This window comes from Streptomyces sp. NPDC051567 (genome assembly GCF_044454165.1).
Lineage (GTDB): Bacteria > Actinomycetota > Actinomycetes > Streptomycetales > Streptomycetaceae > Streptomyces.
The window spans coordinates 335,648-350,966 of sequence record NZ_JBITDK010000004.1; the positions used below are offsets into that span (position 1 = coordinate 335,648).

The following is a 15,319-nucleotide window of genomic DNA, read 5'->3' on the forward strand; positions in this document are numbered from 1 at the left end:
CGGCGGACCCGGCCGCCCCGGCGGCGTCCGGCGCGTCCGTGGTGTCCGGCGCGTCCGTGGTCTGTGCCCGGAGTCTCACGCCGTGCGCCCCACGCCACCGAAGCCCGAGAAGGCGTACGGGTCCTCCTGCGGCTCCCCGCCGGACGCGCCCCCGGGGGCCTCCGGCCGCCAGTTCGGCATCGGCACCAGGCCGGGCTCCAGCAGCTCGAACCCGTCGAAGAACCGGGCGATCTGCTCCCCGCTGCGCATGACGAGCGGGCTGCGGATGTCCCGGTAGACGCCGACGGTCCCGCCCGCCACGTCCTGCGCGACCGGTATCCCCTCGTACGAGGCGTGCGTGAGGATCAGCAGGCTGCCGGGGGCCAGCGCGTCGCGCAGGGTGGCGACGGCCGCGTACGGGTCGTCCTCGTCCTCCAGGAAGTGCAGGACGGCGACGAGCAGGACGGCGGCCGGGCGGCCGAGGTCGAGCAGCCGGGCGACCTCGGGGGCGGCCAGCAGCTCCTTCGGCCTGCGCAGATCGGCGGCGACGACACCGGTGAGCGCGTCCCCGGCGATGACGGCCCGGCTGTGCGCGACGGCCACCGGGTCGTGGTCGACGTAGACCACGCGGGCCTCGGGGCTGGCGGCGCGGGCGATCTCGTGGACATTGCCGAAGGTGGGGATGCCGGAGCCGATGTCGAGGAACTGCGTGATCCCCTCGGCGACGGCGTGGCGGACGGCCCGGCGCATGAATGCCCGGTTGGCCTGCATGATCTTGGGCAGGCCCGGCATGAATTCCATGGCGCGGCGGGCGGCCTGGCGGTCGACCTCGAAATTGTGCGAGCCGCCCAGGTAGTAATCATAGATGCGGGACACGCTCGGCACCGATATGTCGATGCCTGGCGGGGCCCACGCGGGGCGCTCCATCGAGGTCTCCAAGCCTTGGTCCTGCGGCGGTCCGTCCGAGTTCGGACTCCTGTCCGGGCCGAATCTACTGATCATTGCCCAACAGGGCGAGCCAAAGCGGAAATTGACGGTCCGTTCTTCGTCACACGTCAAAGCCGACCGCCGCACCCCCGACCGGCAATGATCGATACCGACACATCCCTTTTGGGAATTCCCGGACGCGCCATCGCCGCCCGCGCATGTCCCGCCGACGACTGGCTCAAACCCCTCCGGTCGAAACTCCACCCGTTCAGGCGAACGAAAGCCGGACGCCCGCGTGCGCGGGCGCGCGCGGGCCCATGCTCCCGGGGTGAACAGAGCCCGTACCAGGCGACTGCTGACGGTCCCGGTCCTGCTGTGGGTGGCGCTCGCCGCCGCACCGGCCGTGGCCGATAGCAGTGCCTCCGCGACGACCGGCCACGGTGACGGCACGGCCGCCGCCGTGGCGGTCGCGACCGCCACGCACCGGGGCGCCGCAGCCGTAGCGGGTGGCGGACATCACGGCGAGGGCCACGGGAACGGCCACGGCCACGGCTGCCGTCCCAGGGGCCACGGCGGGCGTCACTGCCCGCCGCCCCCGCCCTGCCCGCCGAGGCCGACGCCCACACCCACACCCACCCCGCCGCCGAAGCCCACGCCACCTCCGAAGCCCACCCCGTCGCCGACACCGCCGCCCGTCCCGACCCCCACCCCGACTCCACCGCCCCCCGAGCCCGTCCCGAGCCCCACTCCACCACCGCCACCGGCCCCGAAGCCGGTGCCGAAGCCGCCCGAACCGGCGCCGCCCCGGGTGGTCCCCGAGCCGCCCGCCCCGCCACGGCCCGCCCCACGGCCCCTCCCGCCGCCCGCGCCGGAGCCCGCGCCCGTGCTCACGCCCCCGGCCGAGGTCCGGCCCGTGGCCCGGCCCTCCTACCGGACCCCGTCCCGCAAACCGCCCGAGCACCACATCTCGCCGGTGACCTTCACCCTGCTCACCGTGGCTCCCGCCGTGCTCGCGATCGTCGCGCTGCGCCCCAGATAGTCCCGCCCGACCCGTAACCGATTGGGAGTCGTCTTGTCGGAATGGCTCGTCCTGTCCCTCGCGATGGCCGCGGCGTGCGCCGTGGTGCTGTCCATCGCCTTCTTCAACAACCGGCGGATCAAGGAGGACGACGATCCGAACGAGACCCCGGACGTCATCGAGTACATGACGATGATGATCGGGGTGATCTACGCGATCGTGCTGGGCCTGGCGATCGCCGGTGTCTGGGAGGGCCGCGGGGCCGCCCAGGAGTACGTGCGTCAGGAGGCGCAGGCCCTGCACGAGATCAGCGCGCGCTCCGCGGTCTACCCGGCCGAGGTCCGCGCGAAGATCCGCGCCGACGTCGACGCGTACGTGACGTACGTGGTGGACACGGAGTGGAAGGAGATGGCCGACCAGGGCCGTCTGAGCGACCACGGCGGCGAGTTGCTGGAACGCATCCGCCGGGACGTCACCGACTACCAGCCGCAGACCGACCACGAGGGGCAGGCGTACCAGCCCCTGGTCGACCAGGTCGCGGCGGTGGACGACGCCCGCAACGCACGCGGCCAGAGCGCCGGGGCCACCATGCCCGGGGTGGTGTGGTTCGGGCTGATCGCGGGGGCGCTGGTGACGGTGGGGCTGATCTTCACCCTCCAGATCCGCCGGTCGTTCCGCGAGATGCTGCTGGCGGGCCTGTTCAGCGCGCTCATCGCGTTCCTGCTCTTCCTGATCTGGGACTTCGACGCGCCCTTCGGCCGGGGCATCGCGGCCACCGCCGAGCCCTTCTTCGCGCAGTTCCCGCATCTGGGGCTCCGCGACTGACACCGGTCCGGCCGGGAGTCCGGCCGGACCCCTGGCCGGGCTCCCGGGTGCCGGGGACGGGTTTCCCGTCCCCGGTTCGGCCTACCCCGTGCCCCATTCGCCCGTCCCTGATCGCGGGCCGCCACGCCCGCGCCTAGCGTGGCGGCATCGAGGCGCACCACCCCCCACGTGCGAAAACCGCTGCGCGACTGCTCCTCGGGGACCGGAGAACCGACCATGGGTGCGATACGTACCTCCGCCACGGCCCTGCTCGGGGCCGGCGCCACGGGCGCCGTGCTCGCGCTCACCGGACCCGCCACGGCCACCTGGGCCGCGGCCCCGTCCGTCGCCTCGTTCGGCTTCACCGTCAACCCCACCTCGGTCGCCCCCGGCGGCCAGGTGGTCCTCGCCGTCAGCGGCTGTGACGCCGCCTCCGCCAGCGCCTCCTCCGGTGTCTTCGACACCGTGAGCATCGCGCGTGGCCGGACCGCACGGGTCACCGTGGACCGCGACGCCCGGCGCGGAGCCCAGTACTCGGTCACCTTCACGTGCGGCGGGGAGACCGCCTCGGGCTTCCTCGCCATCTCCGGTGCCACCACCACCCCCACCACCCGTTCCACGGCCCGCCCGGCCACCGGCACCGCCACGGCGACCGCCACCGCGACAGCGACCCCGACGGGCGCCGTCGCCCCCTCCCCCACCGGCACGGCCACCGCCGTGGTCCGCGGTGTCCGCGGCGGGCTGGGCGGCGGCGCGGCCGGGACGGACCCGCTGGAGTTCGGCGCGGGAGCCGCCCTCGTGCTCGCCGCCGCGGGCGGTGCGGCGTACGCGGTCGGGCGCCGGGCCGCCGGCCGCCGTCACTGAACGCTCCGGTGCCCCGGCCGCCCCGGGTCCGGGCCGGGGAGCCGGGGCGGTCCGTCCGGTCAGACCCGGCCGGCGACGGGCCGGCGACGGCGCACCACGTGGACGCCCGCGCCGAGCGCCGCCAGCCCGACGAGGCCGGCGCCGATGGCGGTCTCGGCGGTGGACGGGCCGAAGGAGCCGCCGACACCGCCGTGCGCGCCGTTGCCTTCGAGGACCGTGAACCGGTGCGTGGCGACCAGGCTGTTGTCGTGGCACTTGACCGAGAGGGTGTGGTGGCCGGGCGTGGCGTGGTTGAAGATCCGGACGGTCGCGTGGCCGGTGGGGCCGCCGGACAGGTTCGTCTGCGGAAAGTTCCCGTGCGACCAGACCGTGCCGCCGTTGCCGCAGCCGGAGGCGGTGATGTGCAGCGAGGAACCCTGGTGCACGGAGTGCGGGGTGGCCGAGATGTTGCTGGGCCCGCCGCCCCCGCCCAGCGGAGGATTCGCGAAGGCGAGGGGAGCGCTGAGCCCGACGGCGACGCAGGCCGCCGCCGTCACGGTGAGAGCGCGGAAGACACGCATGGTGGAACCTCCTGCGGGAAGCGCCCCGGAGCGGTGGCCCGGGCAGATCGACGAGAACGCCTCCCATCCCCGACCCTCGGGGCACCCGGCGGCCGGCGCATGTCCGTCTTTGGGCCGCCCGGTTGACCGACACGCCGGTGCGCGGGCGTCCGGGCTGACGGATGCGCAGGTCACGACCTGTCAGGCATTTATGTGACGAATACCTGGATGGGCGCACCCCTTCCGGGCCCGCCACCCGTTCGCCCTTCCCCGATCGCCGCCCCGCGCGGGCGCCCTTACCGTGCGGGAGACAGGGCGTACGGGGGGCGGGACAGGAACGCGGGTCGGGACCCCCGCGTCCGGGAAGGGAGAGCCATGACCGAGGACGAGAGTGACCGGCCGCCGAGGAGGTACTCCCCCTGGGGGGTGCTCGCGCTGGTCATGCTCACCGGCCTCGCCATGATGCGGAACGGGACGAACCTCGACGGCGGGCCGCCGCAGCCCACCGCCGCGGCGGCGGTCGCGGTCCGCGCCGACCAGCGGCCCGTGGCCCCACCGGCCCCGCCGCCGGACCTGGAGGTGCTGGACCACTCGTCGGTGCAGCGCGTCCGCATCCCCTCGGTCGCCGTGGACGCGCCGGTGATGACGGTCGGGCTGGACGCGCAGGGCTGGATCGAGGCCCCGCCGCCGCAGGACCGGAACCTGGCCGGCTGGTACCTCAACGGCGTCTCGCCGGGCCAGCGGGGCTCGGCGGTGATCGTGGGCCACGTGGACAACGCGCAGGGCCCGTCGGTCTTCTACGGGCTCGGCTCGGTCAAGCCGGGCCACCACATCGAGGTGGAACGGTACGACGGGCGCACCGCCGTGTTCGAGGTGTACGGCGTGGAGGTGTTCGCCAAGGACGACTTCCCCGGAGCCCGGGTGTACGGGGACACCGGGCACCCGGAACTCCGGGTGATCACGTGCGGCGGCGGCTACTCGAAGGCCCGGGGCTACGACGGCAATGTCGTCGTCTTCGCCCGGATGGTGGAGGCCCGCTGAGACCCCGGGCCCCCGCCGACCCGCCCCGCACCGCCCCGTACCCCGCCGACCCGCCGCTCCGCCGACCCGCCGACCCGCCGGGGAGGGGAAACGTATCCTCAGCGGGGCGGCAGGGCGGGCAGCGTCATCCGGTAGCCGCGGGCCAGCAGCTGGGGCAGGTAGGAGCCGAGGGCCCGGACGCTCTGCGTCCGGTCGCCGCCCGCGTCGTGGGAGAGCACGATCACCCCGGGGGCCGCGCCCTTGAGGATGCGCGAGACGATCGGTGCGGTGCCCGGCTCCGTCCAGTCCAGGCTGTCCACGGTCCAGGCGAGCGGTTCCATGCCCAGCTCGGCGCCGATCTCGAACGCGGCCCGGTTCCACTCCCCGTACGGCGCCCGGAACCACAGCGGCGCCTCTCCGGTGGTCTGCTGGACGACTTCGCTCGTGCGGCCGATCTCGGAGGCGAGGGCGGGCCGGCTGAGCTTGGGGATGTGCGGGTGGGTCCAGGTGTGGTTGCCGATGGCATGGCCCTCGGCGGCGATCCGGCGCAGCAGGTCCCGGTTGTCGGTGGCCATCTCCCCGCAGACGAAGAACATGGCGTGGACCCCGTACCGGGCGAGGGTGTCCAGGACGGCGGGGGTGTAGCGGGGGTCGGGGCCGTCGTCGAAGGTGAGGACCATGGCGCTCGCCGTGCTCGGGCCGGAGGGCAGTGCCAGCAGGGGCCGGGTGCGGACGGCGGGCTTCACGGCGGGTGGCCGGGCGGGGACCTCGGCGGTCATCGGCTGCAACCGGTACGCCTTGTCGGGCAGCGCGCGGGCGCCGGGTGCCCCCGCCGCGGGTCCGGAGCCCGCCGCGGGACCCGGACCCGTGCCGGGGCCCTGCCCGGGACCGGGCGCGCCGCCCGGCGCCTCCGGTCCGGCCGTGCCGGTCCCGCCGCCGAAGTCGATCACTCCTGTGGCGGCGCCGGCCAGTGCGAGGAAGACGGCGGTACGCAGGAGCACGCGTCGCCCTACTGTCGGCTCGTCATTTTTCATTACTCCTACGTATCAACGACATCGCCGAAGATGTCGAGAGCCACGGGCGCTCCCCCGCCCCCTCACCCGCCCGGACCAGGGAGTGTTGCGAAAGGCGTGCCGTCCCGGTCGGCCGCGCCGGTCGGCCGCGCCGGTCGGCCGGTCCGGTCAGCCGCGCCGCACCAGGGGGAACGGAAGCGTCTCGCGGATCGTCAGTCCCGTGAGGAACATGACGAGGCGGTCCACACCGATGCCCAGCCCGCCGGTGGGCGGCATCGCGTACTCCAGCGCGTCCAGGAAGTCCTCGTCGATCTCCATGGCCTCCGGGTCGCCGCCCGCCGCCAGCAGCGACTGCGCGGTGAGCCGGCGCCGCTGCTCGACGGGGTCGGTGAGCTCCGAGTACGCCGTGCCCAGTTCGGTGCCGAAGGCCACCAGGTCCCAGCGCTCGGCGAGCCGGGGGTCCCGGCGGTGCTGCCGGGTGAGCGGCGAGACCTCGGTGGGGAAGTCCTTGTAGAAGGTGGGCGGCCCGGTCCGCTCCTCCACCAGCCGCTCGTACATCTCCAGGACCACGTCCGCGCGCGTGTGCCCGGGCCCGTGCGGCACCCCGGCCCGGTCGCACAGCCCGCGCAGCGCCCGCTCCCCGGTGTCGGCGTCGACCTCCTCGCCGAGGGCCTCGCTGATCGCCCCGTACACCGTCCGGACCGGCCAGGGCCCGGAGATGTCGAGGACGGAGGCCCTGCCGTCCGGTCCGGTCCGGTGGGCGACGGGCGAGCCGTGGGCGGCGGTGGCCGCGGACTGGATCAGCTCGCGGGTCAGATCGAGCATCACGTCGTAGTCGGCGTACGCCTGGTACGCCTCCAGCATCGTGAACTCGGGGTTGTGCTTGTAGGAGACGCCCTCGTTGCGGAAGGTGCGGCCCATCTCGAAGACCTTCTCCATGCCGCCGACGCAGAGCCGCTTGAGGTACAGCTCCGGTGCGATGCGCAGGTACAGGTCGAGGTCGTAGGCGTTGATGTGGGTGCGGAAGGGCCGGGCGTTGGCGCCGCCGTGGACCTGCTGGAGCATCGGGGTCTCGACCTCCAGGTAGCCGCGGTCCAGCAGCCCCTGCCGCAGGCCCCGCACCACGCCGGAGCGGGCCCGTACGACCTCCCGCGCCGCGGGGCTCACGACCAGGTCGAGGTAGCGGCGCCGGACGCGGGCCTCCGGGTCGGCGAGACCCTTGCGCTTGTCCGGGAGCGGGCGCAGGCACTTGCCGGTGAGCTGCCAGGAGCCGACCACGAGCGAGAGCTCCCCGCTGCGGCTCGCGCCGACCTCCCCCTCCGCCACGACATGGTCGCCGAAGTCGACCTGGGAGGTGAAGGAGTCCAGGACGGCGGTCCCCGACCCGTCCCGGGTCAGCATCAGCTGGATGTCCCCGGACCAGTCGCGCAGGACGGCGAAGACCACCCCGCCGAGGTCCCGTACGAGCATCACCCGGCCCGCCAGCGTGGCCCGCCGGCCGGTACGGGCGCCGGGCGGGCAACCGGGATGCCCCGCCCGGAGCCCCGCCACGGTGTGGGTGCGCGGGCGGACGCCGACCGGGTACGGGTCGACGCCGGCCGCCCGGAGCCGGTCCAGCTTCTCGTGGCGGACCCGGACCTGCTCGGGCAGCCGCTCGGGCCGCGCCACCGTGTCCGCCCCGCCCACGGAGTCCAGGCCGAGGGAGTCGATGGAGGGCAGCCCCTCGGTGGTGGCGGGGGCGGTGAGGCCCGTGAGGTGGCCCTTGCCCCACAGGGTGCGCAGCCGCGGCACGGAGACGAAGCCCTCCGCGATGCCGGAGGCGAGACTGACCCGGGCGAGCGAACCCGCGTCCTGGTAGCAGAGGAACCGCGGGTACCACTCGGGGCCGTACTTGACGTTCGACCGGTACAGCGCTTCCAGCTGCCACCAGCGGGAGAAGAACAGCAGCAGCCTGCGCCAGAGCTTGAGGACCGGCCCGGCGCCGATCCGGCCGCCCTCCTCGAAGGCGGAACGGAAGACGGCGAAGTTGAGGGAGATCCTGCGCACGCCGAGGGCCGGGGCCTGCGCGCAGAGCTCGGCGACCATGAACTCCATCACCCCGTTGGGGGCGGCCCGGTCGCGGCGCATCAGGTCGAGGGAGATGCCGTCCCGGCCCCAGGGGACGAAGGAGAGCAGGGCGATCAGCTCGCCCTGCCCGTCGAACGCCTCCACGAGCAGGCACTCCCCGTCCGCGGGATCGCCGAGCCGGTCCAGGGCCATCGAGAAACCGCGTTCGGTCTCCGTGTCGCGCCAGCTGTCGGCGCGGTCGACGATCGTCCGCATCTCCTCCTCGCTGAGGGTGGAGTGGCGGCGCACGACCGTGGTGGCGCCGGTGCGCCGGACCCGGTTGACGGCCTGCCGGGTGACCCGCATGTCACGGCCGTCCAGATCGAAACGGGCCACGTGGAGGATGGCCTCGTCGCCGAGCTGGAGGGCGCCGAGCCCCGAACGGGCGTACGCGGTGGCCCCGTCCTCGGAGGCCCCCATGACCGCGGGCTGCCAGCCGTAGCGCCCGGCGACGGCCAGCCACCGGTCGATGGCGGGGCTCCAGGCCGCCGGATCACCCACCGGATCACCACTGGCGAGACAGACGCCCGCCTCGACCCGGTAGGTGACGGCCGCCTTCCCGCTGGGGGCGAAGACGACGGCCTTGTCCCGCCGGGTGGCGAAGTACCCGAGGGAGTCGTTGCGCCCGTACGCGCCGAGCAGGGCGCGGATACGGGGCTCCTCGTCGCCGTGGAGGGCGGCGGTCAGCCGCTGGGACCGGAAGAGCGTGGCGGCGGCGTTCAGGAGCGCGAGGGCGCCGAAGAGACCCAGCAGGAAGTAGAGCGGCCTGGGCGGCCGTCCGTCGAACTCCCGGGCGGAGAAGAGCCCGCCGAAGACCTGCTTGGCCGCCCAGTCCAGCCACTGCCCCTTGAGCAGGGTGCCCGGGAAGAGCGCGACCAGGGCCCAGCCCACGAGGACCGCGACGAGCAGCCCCAGCCCGAGCACCACCATGGCCCGCCACACCGCGCCCGGCCGGGAAGCGGCGTAGAACTGCTTGCGGGCGGCGATCAGGACGGCCATCGCCGCGACGGCGACCGCCATCGACGGGACACCGATCACGTACTCCCCGGCCAACAGGGTCAGGACGTCGACGAGCACCAGCAGACCCAGATACGTGACGACGATCCACCAGGCGACCTTCTTGCGGGCGCCGAGGGCCGCGGCGAGCAGGAAGAGGAAGACGGCGTACGCCAGGTTGGCGCTGACCGGCACGATGATCTCGTCGAGGAAACGGACGACGTAGTGCAGCAGCCTCCGCAGCGCCGGGAAGAGCGCCAGCACGGCGCAGAGCAGGCCGAGGGCGGCGAAGAACGCGCCGAACCCGTCCGGAACCCGGTTCAGGAACCGGCCGCGGGTCCCGTACGTCTCGTCCGCGCTGGCACTCATGGTTCGCACTTTATTCTTCTGGGGCTCGGTTCACCTCCGGGGCGCTCGGAGCCTGACTCACGCGGTCGTACGTGCTCAGAACGCTCGTACCTCGCGTTCCTCCGCGCGCTCGACCTCGCCCCCAGACTCCGTCCGGGGGGACCCCCGCCCAGGCGCGCCCCTTCGGTTCACTCGGCCGGGGCCGGGCGGGGTGTCGGGGCAGGGGGCCGGTCAGCGGGTCGGCCGGTCAGCGGGTCGGCGTCAGGCCGTCCTTGGCCGCGCCGCGGCTGAGGACGGCTTCGGTGATGGCGTCCTGGGCGCTCTCGTAGTCGCCTCGGCCCGGGTCGTCGGCGAGGCCCGCGGGAAGGTTGACGACCCGGCCCGCGCCCCGGTCCATCCACTGCGGGACGAACTCGGCCCTGGTGACCCGCCAGCGCTGCCCGGCGGCGGCCGGCGGGGCGAAGGTGAAGCGGCCGATGGAGCCGTAGCTGCCGCGCGGGTCCTCCGCCCCCGAGTCGTTGAACATCTGGCCCGCGACCTGGTCGCCCATGCCGTAGACGACCCAGGTCCCGTTGACCTTCTCGTACGGCTGAGGGACGTGCGCGTGGGTCCCCAGGACCAGGTCCACGTCGGGTCGCCCGCCGGTCCGCGAGGCGGTCAGCGCCTTGCCGAGCGCGAGCTGGGTGTCGTCCGGTTCCGTCTGCCACTCGGTGCCCCAGTGCACGCTGACGAGGACCACGTCCGCGCCCGCCTTCCGGGCGGCCCGCGCGTCCGTGACGATCTTCTCCTCCTCCGTCAGGTTCACCGCCCAGGGCTGCCCCTCCGGCATCGGGTAGCCGTTGGTGTCGAAGGTGTAGGCGAGGTGGGCGACCTGGGCGGAGCCCGCTGTGTACCGGGTGACCGTGGCCGCCTCGGCCGCCGTACGGGCCGATCCCGCGTGCTTGAGCCCGGCCTTGTCGAAGGCGTCGAGGGTGCGGCGCACTCCGTCGGCGCCGTCGTCCAGGGTGTGGTTCGACGCGGTGGAGCAGCCGTCGTACCCGGCGTCCTTGAGGCCCGCGGCGATCTGCGGCGGGGAGACGAAGGCCGGGTAGCCGGTGAAGGGCCCGTCCTCCTCCCCGTAGATGGTCTCCATGTGGCACAGGGCCAGGTCGGCGGCGGAGACCACCGGTTTCACGGCGGCGAACATGGGCCGGAAGTCGTAGCCGTCACCGCCCGCGTCGGCCGCCCCCTGCCGGATGACCGACTCGTGCGGCAGGACGTCGCCGCTCGCCACCAGCGTGAACCCCTTGACCGCGGGCGGCCCGGCGGTGGGCGCGGTCGGCACGCGGGTTCCTGCGGGACGGACGGGTTCCCCCGTGGCGGAGCAGCCGGCGACCGCCGACAGCAGGAGGGCGGACAGCAGCGCGAGGGACTGCCGGGTGCGCGGGGTCATCTGTCCAGCTCCCGTTCATCGGACTGTCGGATTGTCTGATCACCTGCAATTCATAGACATGGGTGCCCCAAGTCAAGGGACGACTCCGGGCACCGGCCCCCCACTCACTCCGACGGCGGCAGCCTGGGTAGTGCGGGGCGGGGCGCGTGGTGCGGTCCGGTGTGGGGCGCGTGGTGCGGGCGAGGCGGGCGGTGCCGTTCGCCGCGCCGTTCGACCGTTCACCGTTGCGCCCTGCCGCCCACCGGACGACCCGGGTGGTTGGGCGCACCGCCCGGGTCCGACGGTTCCCGGGCGGCTCCGTGCAGGTCAGGGTGGACGCGTCGGACCCCGGCGGACCCGGAAGGAGCCCTTGTGCCGCCCACCCCCACCCTCCAGCGCACCGACCCCGAGACACTCGCCGAACTCCAGCGCGCGCACGGCCGGGCCCTCTTCGGCTTCCTGCTCGGCCTCACCGCCGGGGACGCCCAGCGCGCGGAGGACCTCGTCCAGGAGACCCTCGTCCGGGTCTGGCAGCATCCCGAGGTCCTCGCGAGCGGACACGACTCGCTGCGGCCCTGGCTCTTCACCGTGGCCCGGCGGCTCGCGATCGACGCCCGGCGGGCCCGGCTCTCACGGCCCCAGGAGGTGGACCCGGAGGGACTGGAACAGGCGCCCGCGCCACAGGACGCCGTGGCCGGCTCGGTCACCGCGATCGACGTCCGGCGGGCCGTGGGGTCCCTGGGGCCGGAGCACCGGGAGGTGCTGGTGCAGGTCTACTTCCGGGACCGCTCGGTGGCCGAGGCCGCCGCGGAGCTCGGCATTCCGGCCGGCACCGTCAAGTCCCGCACCCACTACGCGCTGCGCGCCCTGAGGAAGGGCCTCCAGGGTTACGGGTACGGCCTCGGTGCCTGAGAACCGTTCAAGGAATGCCCCATAGGCATATGGACCTGACACAAAGCGCATGGAAAACAGCAGCAGACCGCTCAAGTTGAGTAAACATCCCCCGCTCCGCGAGCCACTCGGGGAAGGCTCAGGGCTGACGGCGGGAGACTCGACGCGCGGGAGAAGGTGGAACGGTGCGCCCCGAGGGTATGAACGGCACCAGTGACGGCGGGCTGGCGGTGCCCATGGCCTGGCTCTACGCCGAGTACATCGCGGACGAACTGCTGCGCACGGGCCGGCTGATCCCGGTCAGCACCCTGGAGTTCCGCGCCGGGCGGGACACGCTCGCGCTGACGATCTACCTCTCGGACGCCGCCGGGGAACTCTCCGGCATCCGGGTGGTCTCCCAGCTCGACGAGTGGCTGTCCCTGACGGCGTACGGGCACCCCTGGCGCGACTGGGTCCACACCCGGTTCCTCGCCCTGGGCGAGGAGGCCAGGGAGCGCGGCGGGGGCGAGGACCCGGACCTCGAACTGGCGCGGGCGGCCTGGCGCTGGCTGGACCGCACCGAGCTGTTCGCCACCGACCTCGACCCCGGACACCACGGCCCCACGGTCCTCCCGGCGTGGCCGGACGAGGAGACGCGGGTCTGGACCCCGGCCTGGCAGCTCGGACTGCCCCTGGGCCACCTGGCGATGCACCTGTTCTGACGCGACGCGACGCGCTCCCGGGGGTGCCGGACCTCAGCGGTACGGGAAGCTCAGCGGTACGGGGTCTCAGCGGTCCCGGGCCGGGCGGCGCGGGCCGGGTGCCTCGGCCGGGTCCGTCACCAGGCCGGTGAAATCGGCCTCGTTGCGCTCGGCGCGTGTGACGTACCACCGGGCGATGAGCCACATCACCGGGTACACCGCCAGCCCGAGCGTCACCCAGACCAGCGGCCCCGAGCCGGCCCCCGGCAGGGCGAACACCAGCGGCAACGTCCCGACCAGCAGGACGAGCACGGCCAGCGCCCCCAGCCCCGCGCGCAGCTGACTGCGCATGAGGGCCCGTACGTAGGTGGCGCCCAGCGTGGTCTGCTCGGAGATCTCCGAGCGGGCGGGGGTGTGCGCGGGCGCGCGGCGGGTGGACCGGGGCACCCCGGTGACGACCTCGCGCCGGGGCTGCGGCAGCGGCTCGGGCATGGTCGGGGATTCTACGGGGCGGCGGGCCACGTGAGGAGGCGCGAGAGGCGCCGGTCGGCGAGTGGTCCGCCGCCGGTCCGGCAGGTGGGACAGCACGGGAGCGAGGAGTCGGCGAAGGAGACCGAACGGACGGTGTCCCCGCACACCGGGACCGGGACCGGGCCGGTCACTCCGTCGTGAACTCGCACCAGACGCATTTGCCGCTGCCGCGCGGTTCCACGCCCCATACGTCCGCCAGGCGGTCCACCAGGAGCAGGCCGCGGCCCGAGACGCCGGCCTCGCCCGCCTCGCGGCGTCGCGGGAGGGCGCTGGAGCGGTCCTCGACCTCCAGGCGCAGGCTCCGGCGCGGGCCGGACAGGACGCGCAGGGTCACGGTCGCCGGGCCGTCCGTGTGCATCAGGGCGTTGACGATCAGCTCGTCCGCGACGAGTTCGATCTCGTCGGCCCGTTCCCGCGCGCCCCACTCGCGGACCGCCGTCCCGATCATGTGGCGGGCCGCCACCAGGGCCTGCGGGTCCCCGGGCTCCACGTGCCGCTGGAGGCGGCCCCCGCCCTCGGGGGCGTCCTCGATCCGGCGGCGCAGCAGGAGGAGCGCCATGTCGTCGTCCCCGCCGCGTTCGTCCACGATCCCGCAGAGCCGGTCCGCGAGCCGTTGCAGGTCGGCGGAGCCGCTGCGGATCAGTGAGGTCAGCAGCTCGATGCCGTCGTCGAGATCCGCGCCGGGCGTCTCCACCAGCCCGTCCGTGCAGAGCAGGAGCGTCTCTCCCGGGTCCAGTTCCACCGTGGTCACCGGGTATTCGAGGCGGCCGAACTCCGCGGAGAGGCCGAGCGGCATCCCGCCCTCCACCAGCAGCCTGCGGCAGTCCCCGTCCCGGGTGCGCAGCAGGGGGTCCAGGTGTCCCGCCCGGACCAGCTGGACCACGCCCGTCGACAGGTCGACCTCCGCGTAGGTGCAGGTCGCGAAGCGGTCGGTGTCCAGTTCGTGGAGGAAGGCGGAGGCGCGGGCCATGACCGTCGCCGGGGCGTGGCCCTCGGCGGCGTAGGCGCGCAGGACGATCCGCAGCTGGCCCATGACCGCCGCCGCGTGCGTGTCGTGGCCCTGTACGTCGCCGATGACGGCGCCGACCCGGCCTCCGGGCAGCGGGACGACGTCGTACCAGTCGCCGCCGATGTCCTGGCCCCGGCGGGCGGAGCGGTACCGTACGGCGATCTCCGCGCCCGGCACGTCCGGGATCAGCCGGGGCAGCATGGCCTGCTGGAGGCCCTCCGCGAGGTCGTGCTCCTGTTCCAGGAGCATGGCCCGCTGGAGGCTCTGCGCGATGCTGCTGCCCAGGGCGACCAGCAGGTTCCGTTCCTCCTGGGTGAAGCCGTCCTTGTCCTGGTAGAGCAGGCCGATCGCGCCGATCGGGCGGGCCTGGGCGATCAGCGGCAGGTAGGCCGCCGCCGAGATCCGCATGTACGAGATCCGCGCCCACAGGGCGGGGTAGCTGCGGGCGAACTCCCGGGCGTCGACGAAGCGGGGCCGGAGGGAGCGGACGACCTCGCTCATCGGGTACGGCTCGTCGATGCGGGTGTAGCGGGTGCCGGGGAGGAAGCTGCCTTCGGGTCCCTCGGCGACGAGGTGGATGCGGCCCGCCTGGACCAGGCCCATCACCATGCCCATCGAGCCGAGCCGTTCGAGGCCCTGGGCGTCGCTGAGCGCGTCGATGACGTCCTTGACGGTCCGGGCGTGGGCGAGGGCGGCGGTGGTGCTCTCGACCACCGAGGTCTGGCGGCGCCGTTCCTCGTCCAGGCCGAGGCGTTCGGCGGAGTGGCTGAGCTCCTCGGTGGCGTCCCGGACGATGCCGATGATCCGGTACGGGCGCCCGTCGGGGCCGCGCAGGACGCGGGCCTGGGTGTGCGTCCAGCGCAGTCGCCCGTCGTGGCAGCGCAGGCGGAAGTAGGCGCCGTAGCTTTCCGCGCCGCTCTTGAGGGCGCCCGCGACGAGGGCGTCGAGCCGGGTCGCCTCGGTGCGCGGGACGCGGTCGGCGAGGGAGGCGGGCCGGCCGTCGTACGCCCCGGGGTCGGTGTCGAAGACGGCGAGGGCCGCGTCGTCCATGTGGAGCAGCCCGGCGTCCAGGTCCCAGTCGAAGCTGCCCATGCGGTTCAGCGAGAGCGACCGGTCCGGGTGTGCGGGCCAGTCGTCCGGCGGCGATGCGGTGGGCGGCACCGGTCCACCATGACACACGGGC

Annotated in this window: 14 protein-coding genes; 6 read left to right on the plus strand and 8 right to left on the minus strand. The window is 74.1% G+C overall.

Annotated elements, in window-relative coordinates:
* Positions 1 to 75: 75 nt before the first annotated feature.
* Both ACIA5F_RS07410 and ACIA5F_RS07415 read right to left on the minus strand, forming a co-directional pair.
* The gene (locus ACIA5F_RS07410; RefSeq protein WP_399350129.1) at positions 76 to 906 is read right to left on the minus strand and encodes an SAM-dependent methyltransferase; all 831 of its coding nucleotides are present in this window, start codon (positions 904 to 906) and stop codon (positions 76 to 78) included.
* A gap of 579 nt (positions 907 to 1,485) precedes the next feature.
* Positions 1,486 to 1,797 carry a hypothetical protein gene (locus ACIA5F_RS07415; RefSeq protein ID WP_399350130.1) on the minus strand — a complete coding sequence of 104 codons (312 nt, stop codon included), beginning with the start codon at positions 1,795 to 1,797 and terminating at the stop codon, positions 1,486 to 1,488.
* On the opposite strand from ACIA5F_RS07415, the gene ACIA5F_RS07420 reads away from it, so the two are divergent.
* From ACIA5F_RS07420 to ACIA5F_RS07430, 3 genes are all read left to right on the plus strand, one after another.
* Positions 1,790 to 1,945: a hypothetical protein gene (locus ACIA5F_RS07420; protein ID WP_399350132.1), complete on the plus strand. Its 156-nt coding sequence runs from the start codon at positions 1,790 to 1,792 to the stop codon at positions 1,943 to 1,945. The two genes, ACIA5F_RS07415 and ACIA5F_RS07420, sit on opposite strands and share 8 nt — an antisense overlap.
* A 33-nt stretch (positions 1,946 to 1,978) precedes the next feature.
* Positions 1,979 to 2,749, plus strand: a complete 771-nt coding sequence (locus tag ACIA5F_RS07425) for a hypothetical protein (protein ID WP_399350133.1) — start codon at positions 1,979 to 1,981, stop codon at positions 2,747 to 2,749.
* Positions 2,750 to 2,965: 216 nt separating this feature from the next.
* Positions 2,966 to 3,592: a hypothetical protein gene (locus tag ACIA5F_RS07430; RefSeq protein ID WP_399350135.1), complete on the plus strand. Its 627-nt coding sequence runs from the start codon at positions 2,966 to 2,968 to the stop codon at positions 3,590 to 3,592.
* A gap of 59 nt (positions 3,593 to 3,651) precedes the next feature.
* On the opposite strand, the gene ACIA5F_RS07435 is transcribed toward ACIA5F_RS07430, so the two are convergent.
* Positions 3,652 to 4,152, minus strand: coding sequence for a hypothetical protein (locus ACIA5F_RS07435; RefSeq protein ID WP_399350137.1), 501 nt, complete (start codon positions 4,150 to 4,152; stop codon positions 3,652 to 3,654).
* Positions 4,153 to 4,506: 354 nt separating this feature from the next.
* On the opposite strand from ACIA5F_RS07435, the gene ACIA5F_RS07440 reads away from it, so the two are divergent.
* Positions 4,507 to 5,172: a class F sortase gene (locus ACIA5F_RS07440; RefSeq protein ID WP_399350139.1), complete on the plus strand. Its 666-nt coding sequence runs from the start codon at positions 4,507 to 4,509 to the stop codon at positions 5,170 to 5,172.
* 98 nt (positions 5,173 to 5,270) lie between these two features.
* Here the strand turns inward: ACIA5F_RS07440 and ACIA5F_RS07445 are convergent, their stop codons facing one another.
* From ACIA5F_RS07445 to ACIA5F_RS07455, 3 genes are all read right to left on the minus strand, one after another.
* The gene (locus ACIA5F_RS07445; protein ID WP_399350141.1) at positions 5,271 to 6,185 is read right to left on the minus strand and encodes a polysaccharide deacetylase family protein; all 915 of its coding nucleotides are present in this window, start codon (positions 6,183 to 6,185) and stop codon (positions 5,271 to 5,273) included.
* Positions 6,186 to 6,332: 147 nt separating this feature from the next.
* Positions 6,333 to 9,635, minus strand: a complete 3,303-nt coding sequence (lysX, locus tag ACIA5F_RS07450; RefSeq protein ID WP_399350143.1) for a bifunctional lysylphosphatidylglycerol synthetase/lysine--tRNA ligase LysX — start codon at positions 9,633 to 9,635, stop codon at positions 6,333 to 6,335.
* A gap of 226 nt (positions 9,636 to 9,861) precedes the next feature.
* The gene (locus tag ACIA5F_RS07455; protein WP_399350145.1) at positions 9,862 to 11,046 is read right to left on the minus strand and encodes a CapA family protein; all 1,185 of its coding nucleotides are present in this window, start codon (positions 11,044 to 11,046) and stop codon (positions 9,862 to 9,864) included.
* A 351-nt stretch (positions 11,047 to 11,397) separates the two neighbouring features.
* Between ACIA5F_RS07455 and ACIA5F_RS07460 the strand changes: the two genes are divergently transcribed.
* Positions 11,398 to 11,937 carry a sigma-70 family RNA polymerase sigma factor gene (locus ACIA5F_RS07460; protein ID WP_399350147.1) on the plus strand — a complete coding sequence of 180 codons (540 nt, stop codon included), beginning with the start codon at positions 11,398 to 11,400 and terminating at the stop codon, positions 11,935 to 11,937.
* A gap of 179 nt (positions 11,938 to 12,116) precedes the next feature.
* The gene (locus tag ACIA5F_RS07465) at positions 12,117 to 12,617 is read left to right on the plus strand and encodes a hypothetical protein (protein ID WP_399350249.1); all 501 of its coding nucleotides are present in this window, start codon (positions 12,117 to 12,119) and stop codon (positions 12,615 to 12,617) included.
* Positions 12,618 to 12,683: 66 nt separating this feature from the next.
* Here ACIA5F_RS07465 and ACIA5F_RS07470 read toward each other — a convergent pair whose 3' ends face one another.
* A complete protein-coding gene (locus ACIA5F_RS07470) occupies positions 12,684 to 13,088 on the minus strand; it encodes a hypothetical protein (RefSeq protein WP_399350149.1) in 405 nt (134 codons plus the stop codon).
* Between the two features lie 166 nt (positions 13,089 to 13,254).
* A complete protein-coding gene (locus ACIA5F_RS07475) occupies positions 13,255 to 15,315 on the minus strand; it encodes a SpoIIE family protein phosphatase (protein WP_399350151.1) in 2,061 nt (686 codons plus the stop codon).
* Positions 15,316 to 15,319 lie beyond the last annotated feature (4 nt).

Excerpts from the sequence above, each read along its gene's own strand:
- ACIA5F_RS07410 (WP_399350129.1), bottom strand. The coding sequence starts at position 906 with ATGGAGCGCCCCGCGTGGGCCCCGCCAGGCATCGACATATCGGTGCCG.
- ACIA5F_RS07430 (WP_399350135.1), top strand. The coding sequence starts at position 2,966 with ATGGGTGCGATACGTACCTCCGCCACGGCCCTGCTCGGGGCCGGCGCC.
- ACIA5F_RS07435 (WP_399350137.1), bottom strand. The coding sequence starts at position 4,152 with ATGCGTGTCTTCCGCGCTCTCACCGTGACGGCGGCGGCCTGCGTCGCC.
- ACIA5F_RS07440 (WP_399350139.1), top strand. The coding sequence starts at position 4,507 with ATGACCGAGGACGAGAGTGACCGGCCGCCGAGGAGGTACTCCCCCTGG.
- ACIA5F_RS07445 (WP_399350141.1), bottom strand. The coding sequence starts at position 6,185 with ATGAAAAATGACGAGCCGACAGTAGGGCGACGCGTGCTCCTGCGTACC.
- lysX (WP_399350143.1), bottom strand. The coding sequence starts at position 9,635 with ATGAGTGCCAGCGCGGACGAGACGTACGGGACCCGCGGCCGGTTCCTG.
- ACIA5F_RS07455 (WP_399350145.1), bottom strand. The coding sequence starts at position 11,046 with ATGACCCCGCGCACCCGGCAGTCCCTCGCGCTGCTGTCCGCCCTCCTG.
- ACIA5F_RS07465 (WP_399350249.1), top strand. The coding sequence starts at position 12,117 with ATGAACGGCACCAGTGACGGCGGGCTGGCGGTGCCCATGGCCTGGCTC.
- ACIA5F_RS07470 (WP_399350149.1), bottom strand. The coding sequence starts at position 13,088 with ATGCCCGAGCCGCTGCCGCAGCCCCGGCGCGAGGTCGTCACCGGGGTG.